The following is a 20,457-nucleotide window of genomic DNA, read 5'->3' as shown; positions in this document are numbered from 1 at the left end:
GGCGAGCGGGACGCGCAAAAGCGCCTGCCCGCTCGCGTGGGCAGTCAATCGTTGAATGTGGGTTTGGGTCGTCAGCTCGAGTGACGCAGCGCCGCCCGTTGCCGGCAGGCTTCGCCGAACGCCTGGAAAATACTCAAGTAAGGAGGGTTATCCAGCACTTGCCATTCCGGGTGCCATTGCACGCCGAGGGCGAAGGCCTTGCTGTGTTCGACCGAAATCGCCTCGATCAGGCCATCGGGGGCGACGGCTTCGGCGCGCAGTCCGGGTGCGAGGCGGTCGATGCCCTGGCTGTGAATCGAGTTGACCTGGAACACCGCAGGCAGGTCCAGCGCTTCGAACACGCCACCGGGCTGCACGTTCACCGCATGGGCCGGCGCGTATTGCACAGCCAGGTCCGGGTGGTTGGCTTCACGGTGATCAAGGAAGCCCGGCAGCTCATGGACTTTCTGATGCAGGCTGCCACCGAACGCCACGTTCATTTCCTGGAAGCCTCGGCAGATGCCGAGCACCGGAACGCCGGCAGCGATGGCTGCGCGGATCAGCGGCAGGGTGGTGCGGTCCCGTTGCGGATCGTGCTCCGTACCGGGGGTGCTGTCGGGGCCTTGATAGTGGAAGGGTTCCACGTTCGACGGCGAGCCGGTCAGCAACAGACCGTCGAGCTGCGGCAGCAGGTCATCGATTTCGGTCAGTTCAGCCAAAGAAGGAATAACGACAGGCAGCCCCAGCGCCGCAACGCTGACAGCACGCAAGTACTTGTCGCCGCTGATGTGGTAGGGGTGCAGGCCAATCTGTTTGACGCACGCAGTAACGCCGATCAATGGCTTGAATGCCATTTTTATCACCTCGAAGTTTGACACTTGAACGAGCTTTTCCGGAGCTTAGCCTTGTTGATTTTAATTAACAACTCTCATGTAAAAAATTCTAAACGCCGCACGTCCGATCTTCAGGATTTACGGGCGTTTTAGGGAGTATCTGGCACCCTCGTGCCTCTGAAGTGCCCGAAAATAAACGCTGAAAGGCCAAGTGTTCGCTATTGACTTCACTTTGCCTTTCGGATTGACTGGGCTCGTGAAAGGGCGGTGAACATAATAATTAACAGTAAAAAATAGGTGCATCATGTCGGTCCCTCTGCGTGCCGTTCAACTCAACGAAGCAAACGCATTCCTTAAGAAACATCCTGAGGTTTTGTACGTCGACCTTCTGATTGCGGATATGAACGGTGTGGTGCGCGGCAAGCGCATCGAGCGCACCAGTCTTCATAAGGTTTACGAGAAAGGCATCAACCTGCCAGCGTCTCTGTTTGCTCTGGACATCAACGGCTCCACGGTGGAAAGCACCGGCCTGGGTCTGGACATCGGCGACTCCGACCGGATCTGCTACCCAATCCCGGGCACCCTGAGCATCGAACCCTGGCAGAAGCGCCCGACCGCGCAACTGCTGATGACCATGCACGAACTCGAAGGCCAGCCATTCTTCGCCGACCCGCGTGAAGTACTGGCCAATATCGTGCGCAAGTTCGACGACATGGGCCTGACCATCTGCGCCGCGTTCGAGCTGGAGTTCTACCTGATCGACCAGGACAACGTGAACGGTCGTCCGCAATCGCCACGTTCGCCGGTATCCGGCAAGCGTCCGATGTCGACCCAGGTGTACCTGATCGATGATCTCGACGAATACGTCGACTGCCTGCAAGACATCCTCGAAGGCGCTAAAGAGCAGGGCATCCCAGCTGACGCCATCGTCAAGGAAAGCGCCCCGGCGCAGTTCGAAGTCAACCTGCACCACGTGGCTGACCCGATCAAGGCGTGCGACTACGCGGTCCTGCTCAAGCGTCTGGTGAAGAACATCGCCTACGACCACGAGATGGACACTACCTTCATGGCCAAGCCGTATCCGGGCCAGGCGGGTAACGGTCTGCACGTGCACATTTCGATTCTCGACAAAGAAGGCAACAACATCTTTGCCAGCGAGGATCCCGAGCAGAACGCCGCACTGCGTCACGCGATCGGCGGTGTGCTCGAGACCCTGCCGGCGCAGATGGCGTTCCTTTGCCCGAACGTCAACTCGTACCGTCGTTTCGGCGCACAGTTCTATGTGCCGAATTCGCCGAGCTGGGGCATCGACAACCGCACCGTGGCCGTGCGTGTGCCGACCGGTTCGCCAGACTCGGTGCGCATCGAGCACCGCGTAGCGGGCGCCGATGCCAACCCGTACCTGCTGATGGCGTCGGTATTGGCCGGTGTCCACCACGGCCTGACCAACCAGATCGAACCGGGCGCACCGGTGGAAGGCAACAGCTACGAGCAGAACGAGCAGAGCCTGCCGAACAACCTGCGCGATGCCCTGCGCGAGCTGGACGACAGCGAAGTCATGGCCAGGTACATCGACCCGCTGTACATCGACGTGTTCGTGGCGTGCAAGGAAAGCGAGCTGGCCGAGTTCGAGAACTCCATCTCGGACCTTGAGTACAACTGGTACTTGCACACCGTTTGACGGCGTTGGCGGCGTACACAAAAACTGTGTACGGCGCCGACCCTGTAGGGGCTGGCTTGCCAGCGATTGCGGTGGATCAGACGCCATCAATGTTGACTGTGATGACGCCATCGCTGGCAAGCCAGCTCCTACAGGGATCTCATTTCATTTTTTGATTGGGCGGGCGTCCGTCCGACGATCACTCAATTCCCCTGCGTCGAGTCACAACCATGACAAACACTCGCAGCGATTGGGAGCAACGCTTCCAGTCCCTCTCTATTGAAGGTCGCGCATTCATTGACGGCCAATACTGCGCGGCCGCCAGTGGCGCTACGTTCGAATGCATCAGTCCGGTGGACGGTCGCTTCCTGGCGAACGTCGCCAGCACCGACGAAGCCGACGCCAATGCAGCCGTCGCCGTGGCGCGCCGTACCTTCGAATCCGGCGTCTGGGCCAACCTGGCCCCGGCCGAGCGCAAGCGCATCCTGATCCGTTTCGCCGACCTGATCCTGGCGAACCAGGAAGAACTTGCCCTGCTCGAAACCCTCGATATGGGCAAGCCGATCAGCGACGCCATGAGCATCGACATTCCGGCGACCGCCAACGCGATCCGCTGGACCGCCGAAGCCATCGACAAGGTCTACGACGAAGTCGCCGCCACGCCCCACGATCAGCTTGGCCTGGTGACGCGCGAAGCGGCCGGCGTGGTCGCGGCCATCGTGCCGTGGAACTTCCCGCTGATCATGGCCAGCTGGAAATTCGCCCCGGCCCTGGCGATGGGCAACTCGTTCATCCTCAAGCCTTCGGAAAAGTCCCCGCTGACAGCGATCCGCATCGCGCAGCTGGCACTCGACGCCGGCATTCCGAAAGGCGTGTTCAACGTCCTGCCGGGCTACGGCCACACCGTTGGCAAGGCACTGGCGTTGCACATGGACGTCGACGTACTGGCCTTCACCGGCTCCACGGCGATTGCCAAGCAGCTGATGATCTACGCCGGGCAAAGCAACATGAAACGCGTCTGGGCCGAAGCGGGGGGCAAGAGCCCGAACGTGGTGTTCGCCGACGCGCCGGATTTGCGCGCGGCTGCACAGGCAGCGGCCAGCGGCATCGCCTTCAACCAGGGCGAAGTCTGCACCGCCGGTTCGCGCTTGCTGGTGGAGCGTTCGATTCGCGAGCAGTTCATCCCGCTGCTGGTGGAAGCCCTGCAAGCCTGGAAGCCGGGTCACGCGCTCGATCCTGCGACCACCGTTGGTGCGGTCGTTGACCAGCGTCAACTGGATAACGTGCTGCGCTACATCGGTATCGGCAAAGAGCAGGGCGCCGAACTGATCGCCGGCGGCAGCCGCACCCTCGAAGAGACCGGCGGCCAGTACGTGGAACCGACGATTTTCGACGGCGTGACCAACGCCATGACCATCGCCCAGGAAGAGATCTTCGGCCCGGTGCTGTCGGTCATCACCTTCGATACCGCTGAAGAAGCCCTGGCGATTGCCAACGACAGCATCTTTGGCCTGGCCGCCGGTGTGTGGACCAGCAACCTGAGCAAGGCCCACACCTTCGCCCGTGGCTTGCGTGCCGGCAGCGTCTGGGTCAACCAGTACGACGGCGGCGACATGACCGCGCCGTTCGGCGGGTTCAAGCAATCGGGCAATGGTCGGGACAAATCGCTGCACGCGTTCGACAAATACACCGAACTCAAAGCGACCTGGATCAAGCTCTAACACCTTTTAAACGGCGGTCGCCGGCACGTTGCCGGCGGCCATCGGAGAAACCTATGAAACAAGACTCTGTTAAACAAACGCATGTAAACAGCTACTACGCCGCCACCCGTAACTTCACCGGCGATTTCCCGGTGCTGGAAGGGGCCGTGGACTGTGACGTCTGCGTGATCGGCGCTGGCTACACCGGCCTGTCCTCGGCGCTATTCCTTGCCGAAGCGGGCTACAGCGTGACCGTGCTGGAAGCGGCCAAAGTCGGCTTCGGTGCCAGCGGTCGCAACGGCGGCCAACTGGTCAACTCCTACAGCCGCGACGTCGATGTCATTGAAGAGCGCTACGGCGACAAGACCGCCGAAGTCCTCGGCAGCATGATCTTCGAAGGCGCCGACATCATTCGTCAGCGCATACAGCACTACGACATCCAGTGCGATTACCGTCCCGGCGGCATTTTCGCGGCGATGAACAAGAAGCAACTCAAGGGCCTGGCCGAGCAGAAGAAGAGCTGGGAACGCTACGGCAACAAGAACCTGAAAATGCTCGACGCGGCCGACATCAAGCGCGAAGTCGGTTCCGACGCCTACGTCGGCGGCCTGCTGGATATGCAAGGCGGGCACATTCACCCGCTGAACCTGGCCCTCGGTGAGGCTTCGGCGATCATTGGCCTGGGCGGCAAGATCTACGAGCAATCGGCGGCGGTGGAAATCACCTACGGCGAGCCGATCACCGTGCGCACCGCCAAAGGCGTGGTGAAGGCCAAGTACCTGCTGATCGCCGGTAACGCCTACCTGCCGCAAGGCCTGGACAACCGCGTGACCAGCAAGAGCATGCCGTGCGGTTCGCAGATCGTCGTCACCGAGCCGTTGTCGGAGCAGCAAGCGCGTAGCCTGATCAAGAACAACTACTGCGTCGAAGACTGCAACTACCTGCTCGACTACTACCGCCTGACCGCTGACAACCGCCTGCTGTACGGTGGTGGCGTGGTCTACGGCGCACGTGAGCCGGATGACATCGAGCAACTGATTCGCCCGAAGATCCTCAAGACCTTCCCGCAACTCAAGGACGTGAAGATCGACTACCGCTGGACCGGCAACTTCTTGCTGACCATGTCGCGCATGCCGCAATTCGGCCGTATCGAGAAAAACGCCTACTACATGCAGGGCTACAGCGGCCACGGCGTCACTTGCTCGCACCTGGCCGGCAAACTGATCTCGGAAATGATCCGTGGCGACGCCGAGCGCTTCGACGCCTTTGCCTCGCTGCCGCACATGCCAATGATCGGCGGGCGCACCTTCTCGGCGCCGCTGACCGCCCTCGGCGCCTTGTACTACTCGCTGCGCGACCGTTTCGGCATCTAAGCTTTACCTCGCCGGCGGCATCTCCCCAAAAGGTGCCGCCGGCTTTTTAACACCTGAAACACCGCCGTCCCCTGTAGGAGCTAGCTTGCTAGCGATGAGGCCATATCAGCCAAAGTAGATGTCGCCTGATACACCGCTTTCGCGAGCAAGCCCGCTCCCACAGGTTGTGCAACTTCATGGCGAATGGCTATTTATCCAGCCGTTTATCGAACCTGCTGAGCATTACGAACAAACGTGATTTAATAGCCGCCTTTCACGTTTCCGGGACCGGAAAACGGCGTGATCCGCGCCTGCTCTCCACCCCCATTACCCTTAAGCGGTACGCACATAAGGCTGTCATGGACACGGGCTCACGACTCAAATTAGTACGCGAAAGCTACAAACTGTCCCAGCGCGAGCTGGCCCGGCGTAGCGGCGTCACCAATGCAACCATCTCCCTGATCGAACAGAATCGGGTCAGTCCTTCCGTCAGCTCCCTGAAGAAATTGCTGGAGGGCATCCCCATGTCCCTGGCCGACTTCTTCACCTTCGATCAGCCGCCCCGCGAACACCAATACGTCTTCCGCGCCAGCGAACAGCCCGACCTCGGCCGCCATGGCCTGCGCCTGCTGCTGATCGGCGCCTCCGTGCCAAGCCGGCAGATGCGTCTGTTGCGCGAGCAATACGCGCCGGGCGCCAGTTCCGGCGAAGAGCCGATCGTGCATTCCGAAGGCGAGGAGTGTGGGTTGGTGACGCGCGGCACGGTTGAATTGACCGTGGATGGTCAGGTGAGTGTGCTGAACGCCGGAGATGGCTATTACTTCCCGACGACCTTGCCGCATCGGTTTCGCAATATCGGGGCGGATGAGGCGGAGATTATCAGCGCGAATACGCCGGCGAACTTCTGATGACGACCAGGCGTGATTCGGCTGCTCGCTGAGTCTGCATTGACCGTGGATGATAAAAAATCCGATGCCCATTCAGGCATCGGATTTTTTTATGCGCCCAAAGATCATGCAATCGGGCTTGAATTGACCGATTTGAGGCCGTTCTATCAAGGCGTCACGGCACTGCCCTGGTTGCGTAGGTCGTCGTTATGGATATCTGAAGGCGGGCCAGAAGGGGGCGGATCATGGCGATCTCTCCACAGAGGCGCAGTGAGTTGCATACACTGAAGATGCCCCATCTTCGCTAAACGCCTGCAACGCTTCGAGCGGATGAGCGTAGTCGGTTTGGCGGTCGGTGACTCGATGGAACCAACTTCGTCAATGGCGTCTAAATTTCAGGGAATATTCCCGCCAAGAAGGAACGACTCATGTTCAAGTCTCGATCGTTGATTGCAGCAATCACCTGTTTGGCCTTGGTCAGCGGCTCAGTGACTGCGCTGGCTGATCCAGGTAACGGCCAGGGCAACGGGAAGGCAAGCCATGGCAACCAGGGGAGTCATGGCAACAAAAACAAGAATTCCGGCGGCGGGGACTGGAGTAATGGCCCCAGCATCAATCGCGGCAGCGTGCTCGAGATCATCGGCGTGAATACGGGCTACTGGAGCCCCGGCCCTGCGTTACCACCGGGTATTCAAAAGAACCTTGCCCGGGGCAAGCCGCTTCCACCTGGCATCGCCAAAAAGCTGGATGGTCGACTGGTCGGCAGGCTGCCCCACTATGACGGTTACGAGTGGCAGCAAGTCGGCACGGATTTGATCCTGGTCGCGCTGGCCACCGGGCTGGTTTATGAAATTCTCAACGGTGCGTTCGATTGATGTGTGCAGCCACCTGTCGTCGAGCTTGAACTGTTTGAGGGATATCGCGTCATAAGCCACGCGATATCAACCTCCTACGGAAGCAATCATGCTTTTCAAAAACAAGAGTCTCGTTGCTGTAATGTCATGCGCCATGATGCTTGCAGCCGCCCCTTTACTGCCTGATGGCCTGTCGATCATGGGTTCCGCATACGCGAAGGACGGCGGTGGCGGAAACGGCGGTGGAAACGGTGGCGGCGGTGGTGGCGGAAACGGTGGCGGAAATGGCGGTGGCCACGGCGGCGGTGTGGGTGGCGGGCATGCCGGTACAGGCCACTCCGGCAGCAACGGTCGCGGCAACGGGCTGGACAGTGACCATGCCGGCAAGTCTGTTCGTGATCATGGCCTGAGCGGCAACCATTACGGCAGTGAGCGCAATGATGATAATGGTCATGGCACCACGACCTCAGGACTCGCCCATTCCAAAGATACCCGCGGCATCGCCAAGGCCAGGGCTATTTCGGGCTCGACGCCCGGTGATCACAACACCAAAGGCTTGAGTAAAGCCGGACTGTCGAGCTCGAAGAAAACCCATTGAGTTCACGGTTGTAGAAATCAGTTTTTGAAAAGCCAAAAAACCGCTGAAAAGCGGTTTTTTGCACCTTGAATTTGATCGCGGGACATTGCCCGGCACGTTTCCCATCCGGCATATCAGTGGTTTGCGGCAGCAAAACTGGTCGCATAACGGGCATTACATGGACAGAAAACGAGCCACCCGGACACATCGCGCAGTGATTTGCGTCCGCAGGCGTTTTGTCATGTTCAGCGCCGATTCAGCGTAGATATTAGTCAGCCCAACGCTATTCCAATGAGGCTGCACTGTGTTCCAACGACTTGTGTGTTCGCTGTCTGTTTTGAGCCTGTCCATCGCCGCCGCCCAGGCTGCCGAGACTGTCCCCCTCAACACGCCACGCCTGAAGAGCATCGACAACTTCCGCGATGTCGCAGGTCTCACCACCGCCTATACCACGGCCAATGACGGCACAATGCGGGGCGGAGTGTTTTATCGCTCCAATGCGCTGACCCCGTCGGCGGCGGATCTGGCGACCCTCAATGGTGTGGGCATCAAGGCGGTCTACGACCTGCGCACGCCCACCGAGATCGCCGCCACGCCCGACACGATGCCCACGGGCGCGACGTACACCAACATCGACATCATCGGCGGCTCAACGTCTGGCGCGAACATCACCAACATCGCGTTTCATAGCGCCACCGAAGCCATTGCGATGATGCAGGACACCAACCGTGATTTCGTCAGGAACGCGGGGATGCGCAGCGAGTTCAACCAGCTGTTCAATGAACTGGCGACGGTCGACGGTGCCGCGCTGTTCCATTGCACCGCCGGCAAGGACCGTACGGGCTGGACCGCCGCTGTGCTGCAAAGCATCGCCGGGGTCGACGATGCCACCATCATGAGCAACTACCTGGCGACCAACGACTACACCGCTGCGCGTATCCAGGCGACTTTGGCGGCGTTGCCACCGAGCCTGGCGACCATCTATGGGCCGCTGATCGGTGTGGATGCCAGTTACCTGCAAGCGGGCCTGGACCAGGTGACCGCGCAGTACGGCACGATGGACAACTACCTCAAGGAAGGTCTCGGCCTGTCTCAGGAAACCATCTACGTGTTGCGCGGCAAGATGGTGTTCTACAACAGCTTGCCTGGCGCTGCGGACCTGGCGGGCAACGCCGCGGCCGGCGCGCAGTTGTTGCAACAACTGCAGAACAGCAACCTGTCGGGCACCTACAGCGCCTACAACTACTACCTGCAGTCGGCCATTGATGCGGGCAGCCTCGGCGGCGTCGAGTCTACTGTCGGCGGTCAGGTGCACGCCGACGCTGCCAGCTATCTGCTGCGCCAGGGCGCGATGATCGAACAGGCTGCCGCGCCCTTCACCAGCGGCATCGACCTCAAGGCCGGGCAGTATCGCCTGTGGAGCACCGCCCTGGCGGGGTATCTGGGCACCGACGGTTCGTCTCAGGCTTCCAGCAGCAACGAGCATAGCCAGGGCATGATGATTGGCCTGACCCAGCGCTTTTCCGAACAGCTCAGTGCCCATGCCGGCTTTGGCTACAGCAGCGGCAATGTCGGTGGCGCAGGTGGCGAGGCGGATACCGACCTGACGTTCTTCAGCGTTGGCGCACGCTTCGCACCGAACGGCCTGGAACGAGGTCTGTTTGTGGATGCCAATGCCAGCGCCGGCTATCTCGATTACGAGAGCAAGCGCGAACTTGGCGGCGGTCTGGGCACGGCCAAGGGCGACAGCCATGGCAACCTGACCGGCGCGACCCTGGCACTGGGTTACCGTGTTCCGGTGAACGGCGTGACCCTCGAGCCGAGCCTCGGCGTGCGGGTCAGCCACGTCAACCTGTCGGGTTTCCAGGAGAAAGGCAGCGAACTGGCCCTGGACGTCGACGGCATCCACGAGACCCGCAAGAGCGCGGTGGCCAACCTCAACGCAACATTTGCACCGGTCGCCCTGGGCGCCTGGCAGGTGGTGCCGGGCGTGCAGGTGGGCTACGAGCATGTGTTGGGCGATCAGGACATCGACAGCGAAGGGCACCTGCTGGGCCTGGACATTGAACAGCAAGCCGCCTTCGACAACCGTGACCAGTTCACCGGTGGCGTCAATGTCACGGCCAACCTGGGCCCATGGAGCGTGGGTGCGCAAATCGGCGCCAGCGGTGGCGGCGACAGCCACGGCTTCAATGGCGGCCTGAAGGCCAGTTATCTGTTCTGACGAACAGTTTAGGCAATCTGTGGGAGCGGTGTTACGCAGGATGGGTGGGCAACACGGATTGAATGTGTGCGAGCTTGCTCGCGATCGCGATGTTGCATTCAACATCCATATTGCCTGAGACGACGCCATCGCGAGCAAGCTCGCTGCCACAGTGTTTTTTTGTCGTACGCGAGAATTGTGTTCGGCACCAATCAATGGTGGGAGCGAGTCTGCTCGCGAAGAGGCCGTGTCAGTCGACTTGGATGTTGAATGTCACTCCGCTTTCGCGAGCAGGCTTGCTCCCAAAAATCCTCAATTGACGGGTATTGGCCGCGTTCGCAGGCCCTTTCTCACGTCTGCGGGGCTGATGCCGTAGGCACTCTGGAAATACTGGCAAAACCGGCCGACATTGCTGAAGCCGTGTTGCAAGGCCACGTCCGTCACCGACGGCGACACACCCTGGGACAGTGCGACATAGGCGCGCTCCAGGCGTACCTGGCGCTGATAGGCAACGATTGACGTGCCCATGAAACGCTGAAAACCCTCCTGCAATGCGCGCAGGCTGACGTTGGTCAACTGCGCCAGTTCCTTACCGCTGGCCAGGTGGTCGGGATGCGTCTGAATGTACTCGACGGCCAGCTTCACATGTCGCGGCGCTATCAGTGGAGAAGGGCGCTGAAGGGCTTCGGTGAAGTTGTGCGGCCAGGTTTCGAGCACCGCGTCGACCAGCATCTCGCGAAGCCGTGAAGGCATCAGCGAGCCCGTATTGATCAGCAGGTCGAACTCGGTTCCGGTGGCCAGGTCCACCAGTGCCTTGATGCCCTGCAAGGCGGGTACGCTCAGATCCACCACGGGCTCAAAACAGATTTTTTGCAGGATCGGCTTGCCGAGCAGCATCGACAGTCGTTCGGTGATCAGCGCCCGGCTGATCGAAATTCCGTGCTGCGCATGATTGTCGACAAAGCGCGCCGAGCGGACCTCGGCCTTGTCGATGGCCAGGCCGATCTGAGCGAAACCAACCGACTCGCTGACGTGGTTGAAGATGATCTTGCCGGCGGTGGGAATGACGAAGGTGATTTCATCAAGGGGGGCGGGGAAAGCCACCGTGAAGTCACCGTGAAAGTGCATGCGACGAAAGCTGACACCTTCGTGCCTGCCGTAGACCCCGCCGATGCTGATGCTTTTGGGCGGCGGCGCAGAGTCGGAGTAAAGGTTGCCGAACAGGTTCAAGAACAACGCACCAAAGTCGTCGCAGCTCATGTCGGTGGATCTGATGATGATTTGCTTGCGCGTCGTGCTTGAGTACACCTGAAGTGTCACCTTGAGCGGTTGGGCAAAGCCCGGTACGGGGAACTGCCGATCGGAGATCGAACGGATGCGGTTCGGGAAAGCGCTAGGACGTTATCAGTGAGTAATGACAGGTTTGTTACCGGTTGTTGCCGCTGTCGTCGCCAGCTCCGTTCACCCGACGCCACCGCTCGTACTGCACAACGGGTGGCACGAGCGGTACCGGGGCGCGGGCTGGCCTGCAATGGCCGCGGCTATTTCACCGGCTCTGTTGCCTTGATATCCCCGCAAAAGATATCGGCGTTGCCATCGGTCGAAGCCGTTCGCACGACCACCGAATACTTGCCGTCCAGCAGGGTTTGCAAGGGCACAGGCGCGGTTCTGGTAAAAGACCAGCCGCGTACGGGTTGGCGTTCGGTGTTGACGGTGTCGTTCATCGCGTAGGCGACTGACCCGGGTTGCTCGCAGCTGCCGTTATTGATGAACGAGTAAAGACGCAGGGGCAGGGTAACCCCGGTTGGAGCACCGCTGATGAAGAAACTGAGCCCGGTTTTCTTGTCCCAGTCGGTCAAGGTGACGGTGCCGATCTGACCGGCGTTTTGCCGGGTGGCGACCAACGTGACGTTCACGCCGTGGTTCGATGAAGTGGTGCAGCCGAAAAGGCTTGCCGCCACCATGAGTGCTGCCAGAGAGGTTCTGAGCTTCATTGCCAAACTCCTGAGTTGAAGAACTGCAATGGGGGGAATTAGCGGGTATAGCTCATTTATCGCGTTCATGGCGTCGTCCGTTCGAGGCTTCCCCTTTCTGGAAGGACGTGATGGGCGTTTGTCAGCGGATAAAACGCATTGCCCCCGCAAGGGTGCCGGGCATCCTGCGAGGGCAAGCGGTCATGTGCTACGACGTTTGCGGGTCCGAATCAGCGAATGCCTTCCTGACGCAACGCCGCCGGGGTGTAGTTGGCGGCGGACGCCGTGGCGCCGAACTCAATGCTGCGTTTCTCTTCGTTTTTCAACCCGAGCACCGAGTAGCGGCCCGATTGCAGGTCGTAGAGGGCTTCGGCGGTGTAGCCGGGCACCTGCTTGTGGTAGTACTGCTGGGCATGTCCTTCGCCTACGCGCCACAGTTGGCCGCGCCCGTCGTAATGGTCCACTTCCGCCAGTTGCCAGGTGTCTTCATCGAAGTACATGTGGCGTGTTGCATAGATGTGGCGTTCGCCCGGCTTGAGTTTGGCGACCACCTCCCAGACCCGGTGCAGTTCGTAGCGGGTCAGGTCCGGATTGATGTGCCCGGCCTTGAGGATGTCGGCGTACTTGAGGCTTGGCGAGTCGAGCTTGTAGCTGTTGTAGGGGATGTACAGCTCTTTCTTGCCGACCAGTTCCCAGGTGTAGCGATCCGGCGCGCCGTTGAACATGTCGTAGTTGTCAGTGGTGGCCAGGCCATCGGCGGCGGTCGCCGGGCCGTCATAGGCCACTTGCGGCGCCCGGCGTACGCGGCGCTGGCCGGCGTTGTACAGCCATGCCTCGCGGGGTTCCTTCACCTGATCGATGGTTTCGTGGACCAGCAATACGTTGCCGGCCAGGCGTGCGGGCCCGGTCACGCGCTGGATGAAATAGAACAGGATGTTGTCGGCCTTGCCCTTGTCCAGGTCTGGTAACTCTCGCGGGTAGGCGATTTCGTCCTCCAACTCGACCATGTTGAACGCGCCGTCGGCCTGGGGCTGGACGCGGGTGGCCAGGCGGATGAGGTTGCCGCCGCGATAGCGGGTCAGGTGGTTCCAGAGCACTTCGACGCCGCTCTTGGGAATCGGGAACGCGTAGTAACGGCTATCGGCAAAACCGCTCAGCCCGTTGCCGCCATCCACTTCTTGCGTGTTCAGCGCGCTGGCCTTGATCACCGTCTGGATGTCGGTCGGTACCGCCGCTGTGCGATGGGTGGGGTAGACCGGGATCCTGTAAGTGTTCGGGTAGCGCTTGAACATGGCCAGCTGGCCGTCGGTGAGTTTGTCCTTGTACTTCTCGGCAGTGGCCACCGTGATGACGAACAGGGGCTTTTCGCTGGCAAAGGGGTCACTCAGAAAACCCTTGCTGTCGACCGTGCCGGCGTTGGTGGACAGGCCACCGGTCCAGGCGGGAATACTGCCATCGGCGTTACCGGTTTTTACCGCGCCCATGGGGGTGAGGGTCGCGCCCAGTTGTGCAGCTTCGTCAGGGGACACCTTGGCCATGACCACGGTAGCTATCAGCGACAGCGCCAGGGCGCCGGTTTGCAGCATCGTTTTTGTTGTTTTCATGTGCAGTTTCGCTCGCAGGATTCGAGGGACGGGTTTACTCGGTGACGGCCTGCTCATAACAGGTCAGGGTGCGGTCGATGGCCACCCACGGTTGGGCCGATGCGCAGAACATGTGCAAGGCGGGTGTGAGCGCCGAGGCATCGCTGAGGGTCCCGGCCTTGACCGCGAACAGGCCGGGCATGGTGGTGATTGCGCTGTACAGCGCAGAACCGCAGGTGCTGCAGAAAAACCGCCGTACCGGCAGGCCGCTGCCGCCATTGCTGGCGTAGCTGCTCAGGCTCCGGCCTTCGACTTCGAAACCCTCTGTCGGCACCAGCACGTTGACGGAAAAGGCACTGCCCGATTGCTTCTGGCAATCGCTGCAGTGGCAGACCGCAGTCATCAGCGGTGCTGCGAGGGTGGAGTACTGAACGTTGCCGCACAGGCAACTGCCATTGAGGGTGCTCATGGATGTTTTCTCGTTGGGGTGAATAAAGGGATTACGGCTGGAGGAGGCGATCGGCTTCCCATTGCAGGGCTTTTTGCGTGGTCCGCCGAAAGCTGTTCCAGGCGCTTGCAAAGAACAGGGCGGCGAGACAGCAACCGGCCAGGATCACGTACAGGATCGAGAACCTGATCGCGCTCGGGCTCTTGAATACATAGTCAGTCAGGACCCCGACCATCACCGGACCACAACCGGCGCCGAGCAGGCTCAGCGCCCCGGTGAACATCGCCATGAACTGGCCGCGCATGGGCGTCGGGGCAACTTCGACGACCAGCGCGGCACCGACGCCGAACAGGCAGGTCCAGAGGGTAGCGGCCATGGCCAGGAATGGCAGGGCGTGCTCGACGCTGGAAGCCGTCAACAGTGGAACACTCACCAGTGCCAACCCCACGCTGGCCAGCAAGGCAATGCGCAGGTTGGCGTTGGCGACCCCGCGATTGCGCCAGTACTCGCCCAGCCAACTGGCGATGATCACGCCGAGGGGGCCGCAAACGCACATGATGGCGCCCATCAAGGCGCCGATCCGGGCGTAGCTCCAGCCGAACTCACGGACGAAGTAGGTCGGCACCCAGCTGCCACTGCCATACACCGCGCTATAGAAGCAGCCGGCACCGGCAAAGATCGCCACGAAGGTGCGGGCGTTTTCCCGCAGGAACGCGAACACGTCGCGCAGCGGTACGTCTGCCCGGGGGGGCGGTCTCAGCCCTTGGGCGTTTTTGCGCAGGCGCGGTTCAGGGACGCCGGTCATCAGCAGCAACACCAGCAGGCCCGGCAGGCCGATCGACATCAGCGTGGTTTGCCAGGGTTGCAGCAAACCCAGCCAAGGCAGGGTCAGCGGATGCGCGGTGAAGTAACCGAGCACCAACCCGGTGGCTAGCAACCCTGCACCGGCACCGAATGACGCGCCGGTGCCAAATACACCCAGGGCGCGACCGCGTTTTTCCGGGGTGAACAAATCGCTGATCAGCGACACCGCGCCTGGCAGCAGCACCGCTTCGCCGACCGCCACGCCGATTCGCGCCAGCAGCAAATGCCAGAACTCCGTGGCCAAACCGCCGGCCGCCGTGGCCAGGCACCACAAGCCGATACCGATGGTGATCACCAGGCGGCGATTGCCACGGTCGATCAGTCGCGCAATCGGCAATCCGACCAGTGAGTAAAACGCGGCGAACGTGAAGCCGTGGAGTACCCCCATCCAGCTGTCGTTGACTTGCAACGATTGCTGTATCGGGCCGACCAGCAACGTCAGGATCTGCCGGTCCATGATGGAAAAGATGTAGGCAATCAGCAGGACGCTGACCGTGTAATACGCCTGCCCGCGATTGGGCAGGTCCACTACGGCAGGTGCGGCAGTGGTGGCCTGGATACCGGTTGAACTCGACATCTCGTGTTGACCTCATGGCATGGGTTGTTCTTGCTGTCGGGTGCCAAAAATCGTTCAACCAGGTTGTTGCCAGAGGTTGTTGTCCTGCCAGATGTTTTCCTTGCGCCAATGCGCCGGCAGTGTTTCGCCGGTTTGCTGGATCACCCGGCCGATCAGCAGTTTCAATTGTTGGGCCTCTTCGTAGTCGAGTGACTCCAGCGCGGTCATTTCCGCTGCCTTGGCGAATGCCAGCCACTCAATGGTCAGTTGTCGTCCGGCCTCGGTGAAGTAAATCCGTTGCGCCCCATCGACAGGCGTTTCCGGGATGAGCAGGCCTTTGTTCACCCAGGTGTCCAGCTGTTCCTGAAGCAGCTCCTTGCCGACGAATTCAAACAGCCGGCGCAACTCGGTCAGGGTTTTTCCCTCACCAAAACTGAGCATGCCCAGCAATTCGAAATCCAGGTCACTCATGCCCATGGCTTTCAGTTGCTGACGAATTGGCAGCTGCATCTGGTAGTACGCGCGCCCGAGCAGGAAGCCCAGCCAGTTATCGCCGTAGACGCTTTGGTCCACCGTGGCGGCAGGCTCCAGCAGACGCCGATAGCCGCCGCCATGGAACACCAGCGGCGAGCTGTCGAAGCGATCGAACGCCAGCACTTCGCCGACCAGGATAATGTGGTCGCCACCTTCATACTGATAGGTGGTGCGGCACTGGAAGCGTGCCGAGCAGCCATCGAGCAACGGGACCCCGTCGTGGCCGCGTGTCGTGGTCAGATCCGCGAACTTGTCCGTGCCGCGCTTGGCGAACCGGTTGGACAAGTGCTCCTGATCGGTGGCCAGGATGTGCACGGCAAAATGTTTGGAACCGGTAAAGGCGTGGGCCGATGACGAGTCCTTGTTCAGACTCCAGAGCACCATCGGTGGGTCAATCGACACTGAGTTGAAGCTGTTGGCGGTCAGACCGTAGTCCTGTCCGTCGGCGCCACGGGTGGTGACGATGGTCACGCCGGTGGTGAAGGCGCCCAGGGCCTGGCGGAACTGTCGCGGATCGAAGTTCGAAGGGTTCATGCAAGGACACTCCATCGCCGCGCCGGGGGCGCGGTGAATTTATTGTTGTTTTTGTTTTCGGATGACGTTGTGGTTCACGGGCACAGCAAGGGCATGACCAGACGGCCAAAGCGCTCGGCTTCCTCGTGATGCGGATAACCCGACAGGCAGAAACCGGTGCAGCCGGCCTCGACGAATTCCATCAGTTGCGCGGCAACCTGTTGTGGGTTGCCCACCACTGCGACCCCCGCACCCGGACGCACTTCGGTGATCCCGGTCCACAGGTGCGGTGTCATCTTGCGGCCGACGGTTTTGGACAGTTCGGCGGCGCGTTGGCTGGCGACGGAATTGCTCTTGGCCGCCAGTTGCACGGCGGCGGCCAGCGCTGAGTTTTCCGCCCCGGCAATCAGTGCATCGGCAGCCGCCCAGGCGTCCGCCTCGCTTTCGCGGCAGATGATTTGCAGGCGCATGGCGAACTGGATCTCGTCCTCGCGCCCGTATTTGGCGGCGCGGGCACGCATTTCGACGATCTGCCCGGCGATGCGCTCCGGGTAGTCACCCCAAAACAGATGGACCGACGAATGCTTGGCGGAAATCTCCGCGGCCTGCTCCGAGCCACCGCCGAGGAAGAAGGGCGGGTGAGGCTGCTGGACTGTGGACGGCATGATCTTCGGGCCATGGACCTGGAAGTATTTGCCGTTGTGTTCGACGTCTTGCTCGGTCCACAGGCGCTTCATCAACTCGACTTCTTCGAGCAACTGATCGTAGCGATCCTCCTTGGCCGAGAACTGGCCTTCGGCATAGGCGTCCTTGTCGCTGACGCCGGCGATCAGGTTGAGGTAGATGCGGCCCTGGGACAGCTGGTCGAACGTCGCGATCATCTTGGCTTGGGTGACCGGGTGGATATAGCCGGGTTTCAGTGCAGCGAGCATTTTCAGGCGCGTGGTGCGCGCGGCCAGGTAGGAAGCCACGACCCAGGCGTCCCAGCAAATCGCGCTTACCGGGAGCAGCATGTAGTCGAAACCTGCGTTTTCCGCCGCGATGGCCACGCGTTCGAAGTGCTCCAGGGAGCGCGGAATGTCCTGGCTTGGATCACCAAATGCCGTGGTGTCGCCGAGGGTTGGGCAGAACCAACCCATGCTCAGGGGGATATTCTTATTCATTGTGAGGCTCCCGCCGTGTGAACGATGGGTGCACTAAATCAAAGGCCTTACAATGAGTAAAATGAATAGGTAACATTTCAAGAATGCACAATATTAATATCCGTACCCTCGATCTGAACCTGCTGGTGGTGTTCATCACACTCTGGGAAACCCAGAGCGTCACCCGTGCCAGTGAGCGTCTGGCCTTGAGCCAGTCAGCCGTCAGCCATGCCTTGCGCCGGTTGCGTGAACGCCTGGGCGACGAACTGTTCGTGCTCGGCCGTAGCGGCCTGGTGCCCACCTCTCGGGCCACCGTGCTGATTGGCCCGGTACGCGAGGCCCTGGAGAAAATCGACCAGGCGTTGCAGGGCGACGAGTCGTTCTCGCCAGCAACGGCGCAACGCACGTTCCGCATCGCGGCGGGCGACTTCGTAGAATTCCTGATCCTGCCCAAATTGCTCCAGCACATTTCCCTTGCCGCGCCCGGGGTCGTCATTGAAATGGTGCCGCTGCCCGAGCCCGCTACCTTGCCCTTGATGCTCGAGAGCGGGGCCATCGACGTGATGCTCAATACCCCGACCGCGCTCGGCGCCGGCGTGTGTTGCGAATCATTGAGCACCGTGCAGTTGCAGACACTGATCTGGCAACGCGAAGGCCTGACGGCCCCGCGCTTTCCGCTGGACCTGTACCTTGAGCGCCCGCACGTGGTGATCAGCATGCACGAGCGCGGCGGTAACATCATCGACCGCACACTCGCCGCGCAGTCCTTGAGCCGACGGATTGGTGCAGTCGTGCAAAACTTCATGGCAATGCCGATCATCGCCGCGCAAACCGGCTACATTTGTAATCTACCGAGCCCGATTGCCCGGACGTTTGCCGGTGTCTTCAACCTCAGTTGCCATGCCCCACCCTTTGAGTTTCCCGAGCCTGAGCTGATTGCCTGCTGGCACACGCGCTTCGATGCCGATGAAGGTTTGCAGTGGTTACGCGTGCAGTTAAAGGATTGTGCGGTCGGTTGAGCCCACTCATCATCCGCATGGACGATTTGCGATTGGAGTGACTGATGAATCAACACGGCAGCCATCCGCCAGAGCGGATTCCAGGGACTCCACAGCGGGGTACCGTGCGCAGCCTGTTGATCCCGGAGTGGCTTGGCAGTTACCGGCCAGACTGGCTGCGAGGCGATGTGGTCGCGGGGCTGACGGCAGCGGCCGTGGTCATTCCCAAGGCGCTGGCATACGCCACCATTGCCGGCCTGCCGGTGCAGGTCGGGCTGTACACGGTGCTGGTGCCGATGGTGATCTATGCCGTGCTCGGTACGTCGCGCCCGCTCAGTGTCAGCACCACGACTACCTTGGCCATTCTCGCCGGCTCAGCGTTGGGCCAGATCAGCCCTGATGGCGATGCTGCGGCCCTGCTGGTGGGTTCCGCCACACTGGCCCTGATGGTGGGCGCGATCCTGATCGTCGCGGGGTTGCTGCGCCTGGGCTTCGTCGCCAATTTCATTTCCGAGCCGGTGCTGGTGGGATTCAAGGCCGGTATCGGCGTAGTCATCGTGCTCGACCAGCTACCCAAACTGCTGGGTACTCACATCGACAAAGGTGGCTTCCTGCACAACCTGGTGGCCACTGTTCAGAGTGTCGGTCACGCCTCGCTGCCGACCGTGGCGGTCGGCGTGTTCATGGTCTTGCTGCTGGTCGGCATGAAGCGTTTTACCCCGCGACTGCCCGCACCCTTGATTGCGGTAACGCTGGGCATCATTGCCATGAGCCTGTTTGGCCTGGAGAGTTTTGGTGTGTCCGCCGTCGGCCTGGTGCCGATCGGATTGCCAGAGCCGACCCTGCCGGCATGGTCGATGGCCGAAACCCTGTGGCCTTCGGCGATGGGCATCGCGCTGATGAGTTTCACCGAAACCATCGCGGCGGGGCGCGCGTTCGCCCGCAGTGACGAGCCCGCGCCACAACCCAATCGTGAATTGCTGGCCACAGGTGTTGCCAACATCGGCGGTGCGTTTCTCGGGGCCATGGTCGCCGGTGGCGGGACCACCCAAACGGCGGTGAACCGCCTGGCCGGCGCCCGTTCGCAACTGGCCGCACTGGTCACCGCGGCACTGGCATTGGGCACTTGCCTGCTGCTGGCGCCGCTGATTGGCCTGATGCCCAACGCCACGCTCGCTGCCGTGGTGATTGTGTATTCGGTGGGCCTGATCGAGCCGGCGGAGTTTCGCGAGATCCTTTCGGTTCGCCGTACCGAATTCGCCTGGGCCGTGGTGGCCATGATCGGCGTGATGCTGCTGGGCACGCTGCAAGGGATCGTCGTGGCGATTATCGTCTCGTTGCTGGCCCTGGCCTATCAGGTCTCGGACCCACCGGTGCATGTCCTGGGACGCAAGCCTGGCACCAACGTCTATCGCCCACAGGCCACCGGCAACGCAGACGACGAACACTTTGAAGGGCTGCTGTTACTCAGGCCCGAGGGGCGGATTTTCTTCGCCAATGCCGAGCGCATCGCCGAGAAGATCCGGCCGCTGATTGATGTGGCGACACCCAAAGTCGTGGTCCTGGACCTGCGCAGCGTCTTCGACCTGGAATACACCGCCCTGAAGATGCTTACCAGCGCGGAGCAGCGCATGAGCGAGAAAGGCATTTCACTCTGGCTGGTAGGCATGAACCCGAGCGTATGGGACATGGTTATCAAGGCGCCCTTGGGCCATACGCTGGGCGAGGCGCGCATGTTCCTGAACCTGGAACTGGCGGTTGAACATTACCAGCGCAGTCGACGCTGAATGAACGCGGCCGG

Annotated in this window: 17 protein-coding genes; 9 read left to right on the top strand and 8 right to left on the bottom strand. The window is 61.1% G+C overall.

Annotated features, from left to right (window positions below; all coding sequences use genetic code 11):
* Positions 1-71: 71 nt before the first annotated feature.
* A complete protein-coding gene (locus tag B0D71_RS06055; protein ID WP_103393934.1) occupies positions 72-833 on the bottom strand; it encodes a gamma-glutamyl-gamma-aminobutyrate hydrolase family protein in 762 nt (253 codons plus the stop codon).
* A 283-nt stretch (positions 834-1,116) separates the two neighbouring features.
* Between B0D71_RS06055 and B0D71_RS06050 the strand changes: the two genes are divergently transcribed.
* The 7 genes from B0D71_RS06050 (at position 1,117) to B0D71_RS06020 (ending at position 10,066) form a co-directional block, all read left to right on the top strand.
* Entirely contained in the window at positions 1,117-2,493 is a 1,377-nt protein-coding gene (locus B0D71_RS06050; RefSeq protein ID WP_103393933.1) for a glutamine synthetase family protein, read from the top strand.
* 209 nt (positions 2,494-2,702) lie between these two features.
* A complete protein-coding gene (locus tag B0D71_RS06045; protein WP_103393932.1) occupies positions 2,703-4,193 on the top strand; it encodes an aldehyde dehydrogenase in 1,491 nt (496 codons plus the stop codon).
* Between the two features lie 53 nt (positions 4,194-4,246).
* Entirely contained in the window at positions 4,247-5,545 is a 1,299-nt protein-coding gene (locus tag B0D71_RS06040; RefSeq protein WP_103393931.1) for an NAD(P)/FAD-dependent oxidoreductase, read from the top strand.
* A gap of 338 nt (positions 5,546-5,883) precedes the next feature.
* Positions 5,884-6,432, top strand: coding sequence for a cupin domain-containing protein (locus B0D71_RS06035; protein ID WP_007982140.1), 549 nt, complete (start codon positions 5,884-5,886; stop codon positions 6,430-6,432).
* A 407-nt stretch (positions 6,433-6,839) separates the two neighbouring features.
* Positions 6,840-7,286: an anti-virulence regulator CigR family protein gene (locus B0D71_RS06030; RefSeq protein WP_103393930.1), complete on the top strand. Its 447-nt coding sequence runs from the start codon at positions 6,840-6,842 to the stop codon at positions 7,284-7,286.
* A gap of 88 nt (positions 7,287-7,374) precedes the next feature.
* Positions 7,375-7,863, top strand: coding sequence for a hypothetical protein (locus B0D71_RS31555; protein ID WP_205885969.1), 489 nt, complete (start codon positions 7,375-7,377; stop codon positions 7,861-7,863).
* Positions 7,864-8,146: 283 nt separating this feature from the next.
* Positions 8,147-10,066 (top strand): tyrosine-protein phosphatase, encoded by a 1,920-nt coding sequence (locus tag B0D71_RS06020; protein WP_103393928.1) that lies wholly within the window; start codon positions 8,147-8,149, stop codon positions 10,064-10,066.
* Between the two features lie 291 nt (positions 10,067-10,357).
* On the opposite strand, the gene B0D71_RS06015 is transcribed toward B0D71_RS06020, so the two are convergent.
* From B0D71_RS06015 to B0D71_RS05985, 7 genes are all read right to left on the bottom strand, one after another.
* Positions 10,358-11,305, bottom strand: a complete 948-nt coding sequence (locus tag B0D71_RS06015; protein WP_420825130.1) for a helix-turn-helix transcriptional regulator — start codon at positions 11,303-11,305, stop codon at positions 10,358-10,360.
* A gap of 281 nt (positions 11,306-11,586) precedes the next feature.
* Positions 11,587-12,039 carry a hypothetical protein gene (locus B0D71_RS06010; RefSeq protein WP_103393926.1) on the bottom strand — a complete coding sequence of 151 codons (453 nt, stop codon included), beginning with the start codon at positions 12,037-12,039 and terminating at the stop codon, positions 11,587-11,589.
* Between the two features lie 209 nt (positions 12,040-12,248).
* Positions 12,249-13,622, bottom strand: coding sequence for a DUF1329 domain-containing protein (locus B0D71_RS06005; RefSeq protein WP_103393925.1), 1,374 nt, complete (start codon positions 13,620-13,622; stop codon positions 12,249-12,251).
* Positions 13,623-13,656: 34 nt separating this feature from the next.
* A complete protein-coding gene (locus tag B0D71_RS06000; protein WP_103393924.1) occupies positions 13,657-14,070 on the bottom strand; it encodes a GFA family protein in 414 nt (137 codons plus the stop codon).
* A 31-nt stretch (positions 14,071-14,101) separates the two neighbouring features.
* A complete protein-coding gene (locus B0D71_RS05995) occupies positions 14,102-15,490 on the bottom strand; it encodes an MFS transporter (protein ID WP_103393923.1) in 1,389 nt (462 codons plus the stop codon).
* 54 nt (positions 15,491-15,544) lie between these two features.
* Complete coding sequence (locus B0D71_RS31720) at positions 15,545-16,537, bottom strand: flavin reductase family protein (protein WP_240635675.1); 993 nt, start codon at positions 16,535-16,537, stop codon at positions 15,545-15,547.
* A gap of 74 nt (positions 16,538-16,611) precedes the next feature.
* Entirely contained in the window at positions 16,612-17,679 is a 1,068-nt protein-coding gene (locus tag B0D71_RS05985; protein ID WP_103393922.1) for an LLM class flavin-dependent oxidoreductase, read from the bottom strand.
* 83 nt (positions 17,680-17,762) lie between these two features.
* On the opposite strand from B0D71_RS05985, the gene B0D71_RS05980 reads away from it, so the two are divergent.
* Both B0D71_RS05980 and B0D71_RS05975 read left to right on the top strand, forming a co-directional pair.
* Positions 17,763-18,677, top strand: a complete 915-nt coding sequence (locus B0D71_RS05980; protein ID WP_103393921.1) for a LysR family transcriptional regulator — start codon at positions 17,763-17,765, stop codon at positions 18,675-18,677.
* Between the two features lie 44 nt (positions 18,678-18,721).
* Positions 18,722-20,443: a SulP family inorganic anion transporter gene (locus tag B0D71_RS05975; protein WP_103393920.1), complete on the top strand. Its 1,722-nt coding sequence runs from the start codon at positions 18,722-18,724 to the stop codon at positions 20,441-20,443.
* Positions 20,444-20,457: the final 14 nt, after the last annotated feature.

Source organism: Pseudomonas laurylsulfativorans, from assembly GCF_002906155.1.
Taxonomy (GTDB): domain Bacteria; phylum Pseudomonadota; class Gammaproteobacteria; order Pseudomonadales; family Pseudomonadaceae; genus Aquipseudomonas; species Aquipseudomonas laurylsulfativorans.
The sequence above is the reverse complement of the archived record's forward strand: the minus strand, read 5'-3'. Positions and strand labels throughout refer to the sequence as shown.

Bases quoted from the DNA above. Each gene is read 5' to 3' on its own strand.
- B0D71_RS31555 (WP_205885969.1), top strand. From the start codon at position 7,375: ATGCTTTTCAAAAACAAGAGTCTCGTTGCTGTAATGTCATGCGCCATG.
- B0D71_RS06040 (WP_103393931.1), top strand. From the start codon at position 4,247: ATGAAACAAGACTCTGTTAAACAAACGCATGTAAACAGCTACTACGCC.
- B0D71_RS06030 (WP_103393930.1), top strand. From the start codon at position 6,840: ATGTTCAAGTCTCGATCGTTGATTGCAGCAATCACCTGTTTGGCCTTG.
- B0D71_RS06055 (WP_103393934.1), bottom strand. From the start codon at position 833: ATGGCATTCAAGCCATTGATCGGCGTTACTGCGTGCGTCAAACAGATT.
- B0D71_RS06035 (WP_007982140.1), top strand. From the start codon at position 5,884: ATGGACACGGGCTCACGACTCAAATTAGTACGCGAAAGCTACAAACTG.
- B0D71_RS06005 (WP_103393925.1), bottom strand. From the start codon at position 13,622: ATGAAAACAACAAAAACGATGCTGCAAACCGGCGCCCTGGCGCTGTCG.
- B0D71_RS05975 (WP_103393920.1), top strand. From the start codon at position 18,722: ATGAATCAACACGGCAGCCATCCGCCAGAGCGGATTCCAGGGACTCCA.
- B0D71_RS06000 (WP_103393924.1), bottom strand. From the start codon at position 14,070: ATGAGCACCCTCAATGGCAGTTGCCTGTGCGGCAACGTTCAGTACTCC.
- B0D71_RS31720 (WP_240635675.1), bottom strand. From the start codon at position 16,537: ATGAACCCTTCGAACTTCGATCCGCGACAGTTCCGCCAGGCCCTGGGC.
- B0D71_RS06010 (WP_103393926.1), bottom strand. From the start codon at position 12,039: ATGAAGCTCAGAACCTCTCTGGCAGCACTCATGGTGGCGGCAAGCCTT.
- B0D71_RS05980 (WP_103393921.1), top strand. From the start codon at position 17,763: ATGCACAATATTAATATCCGTACCCTCGATCTGAACCTGCTGGTGGTG.
- B0D71_RS06050 (WP_103393933.1), top strand. From the start codon at position 1,117: ATGTCGGTCCCTCTGCGTGCCGTTCAACTCAACGAAGCAAACGCATTC.
- B0D71_RS06045 (WP_103393932.1), top strand. From the start codon at position 2,703: ATGACAAACACTCGCAGCGATTGGGAGCAACGCTTCCAGTCCCTCTCT.
- B0D71_RS06015 (WP_420825130.1), bottom strand. From the start codon at position 11,305: ATGAGCTGCGACGACTTTGGTGCGTTGTTCTTGAACCTGTTCGGCAAC.
- B0D71_RS05995 (WP_103393923.1), bottom strand. From the start codon at position 15,490: ATGTCGAGTTCAACCGGTATCCAGGCCACCACTGCCGCACCTGCCGTA.
- B0D71_RS05985 (WP_103393922.1), bottom strand. From the start codon at position 17,679: ATGAATAAGAATATCCCCCTGAGCATGGGTTGGTTCTGCCCAACCCTC.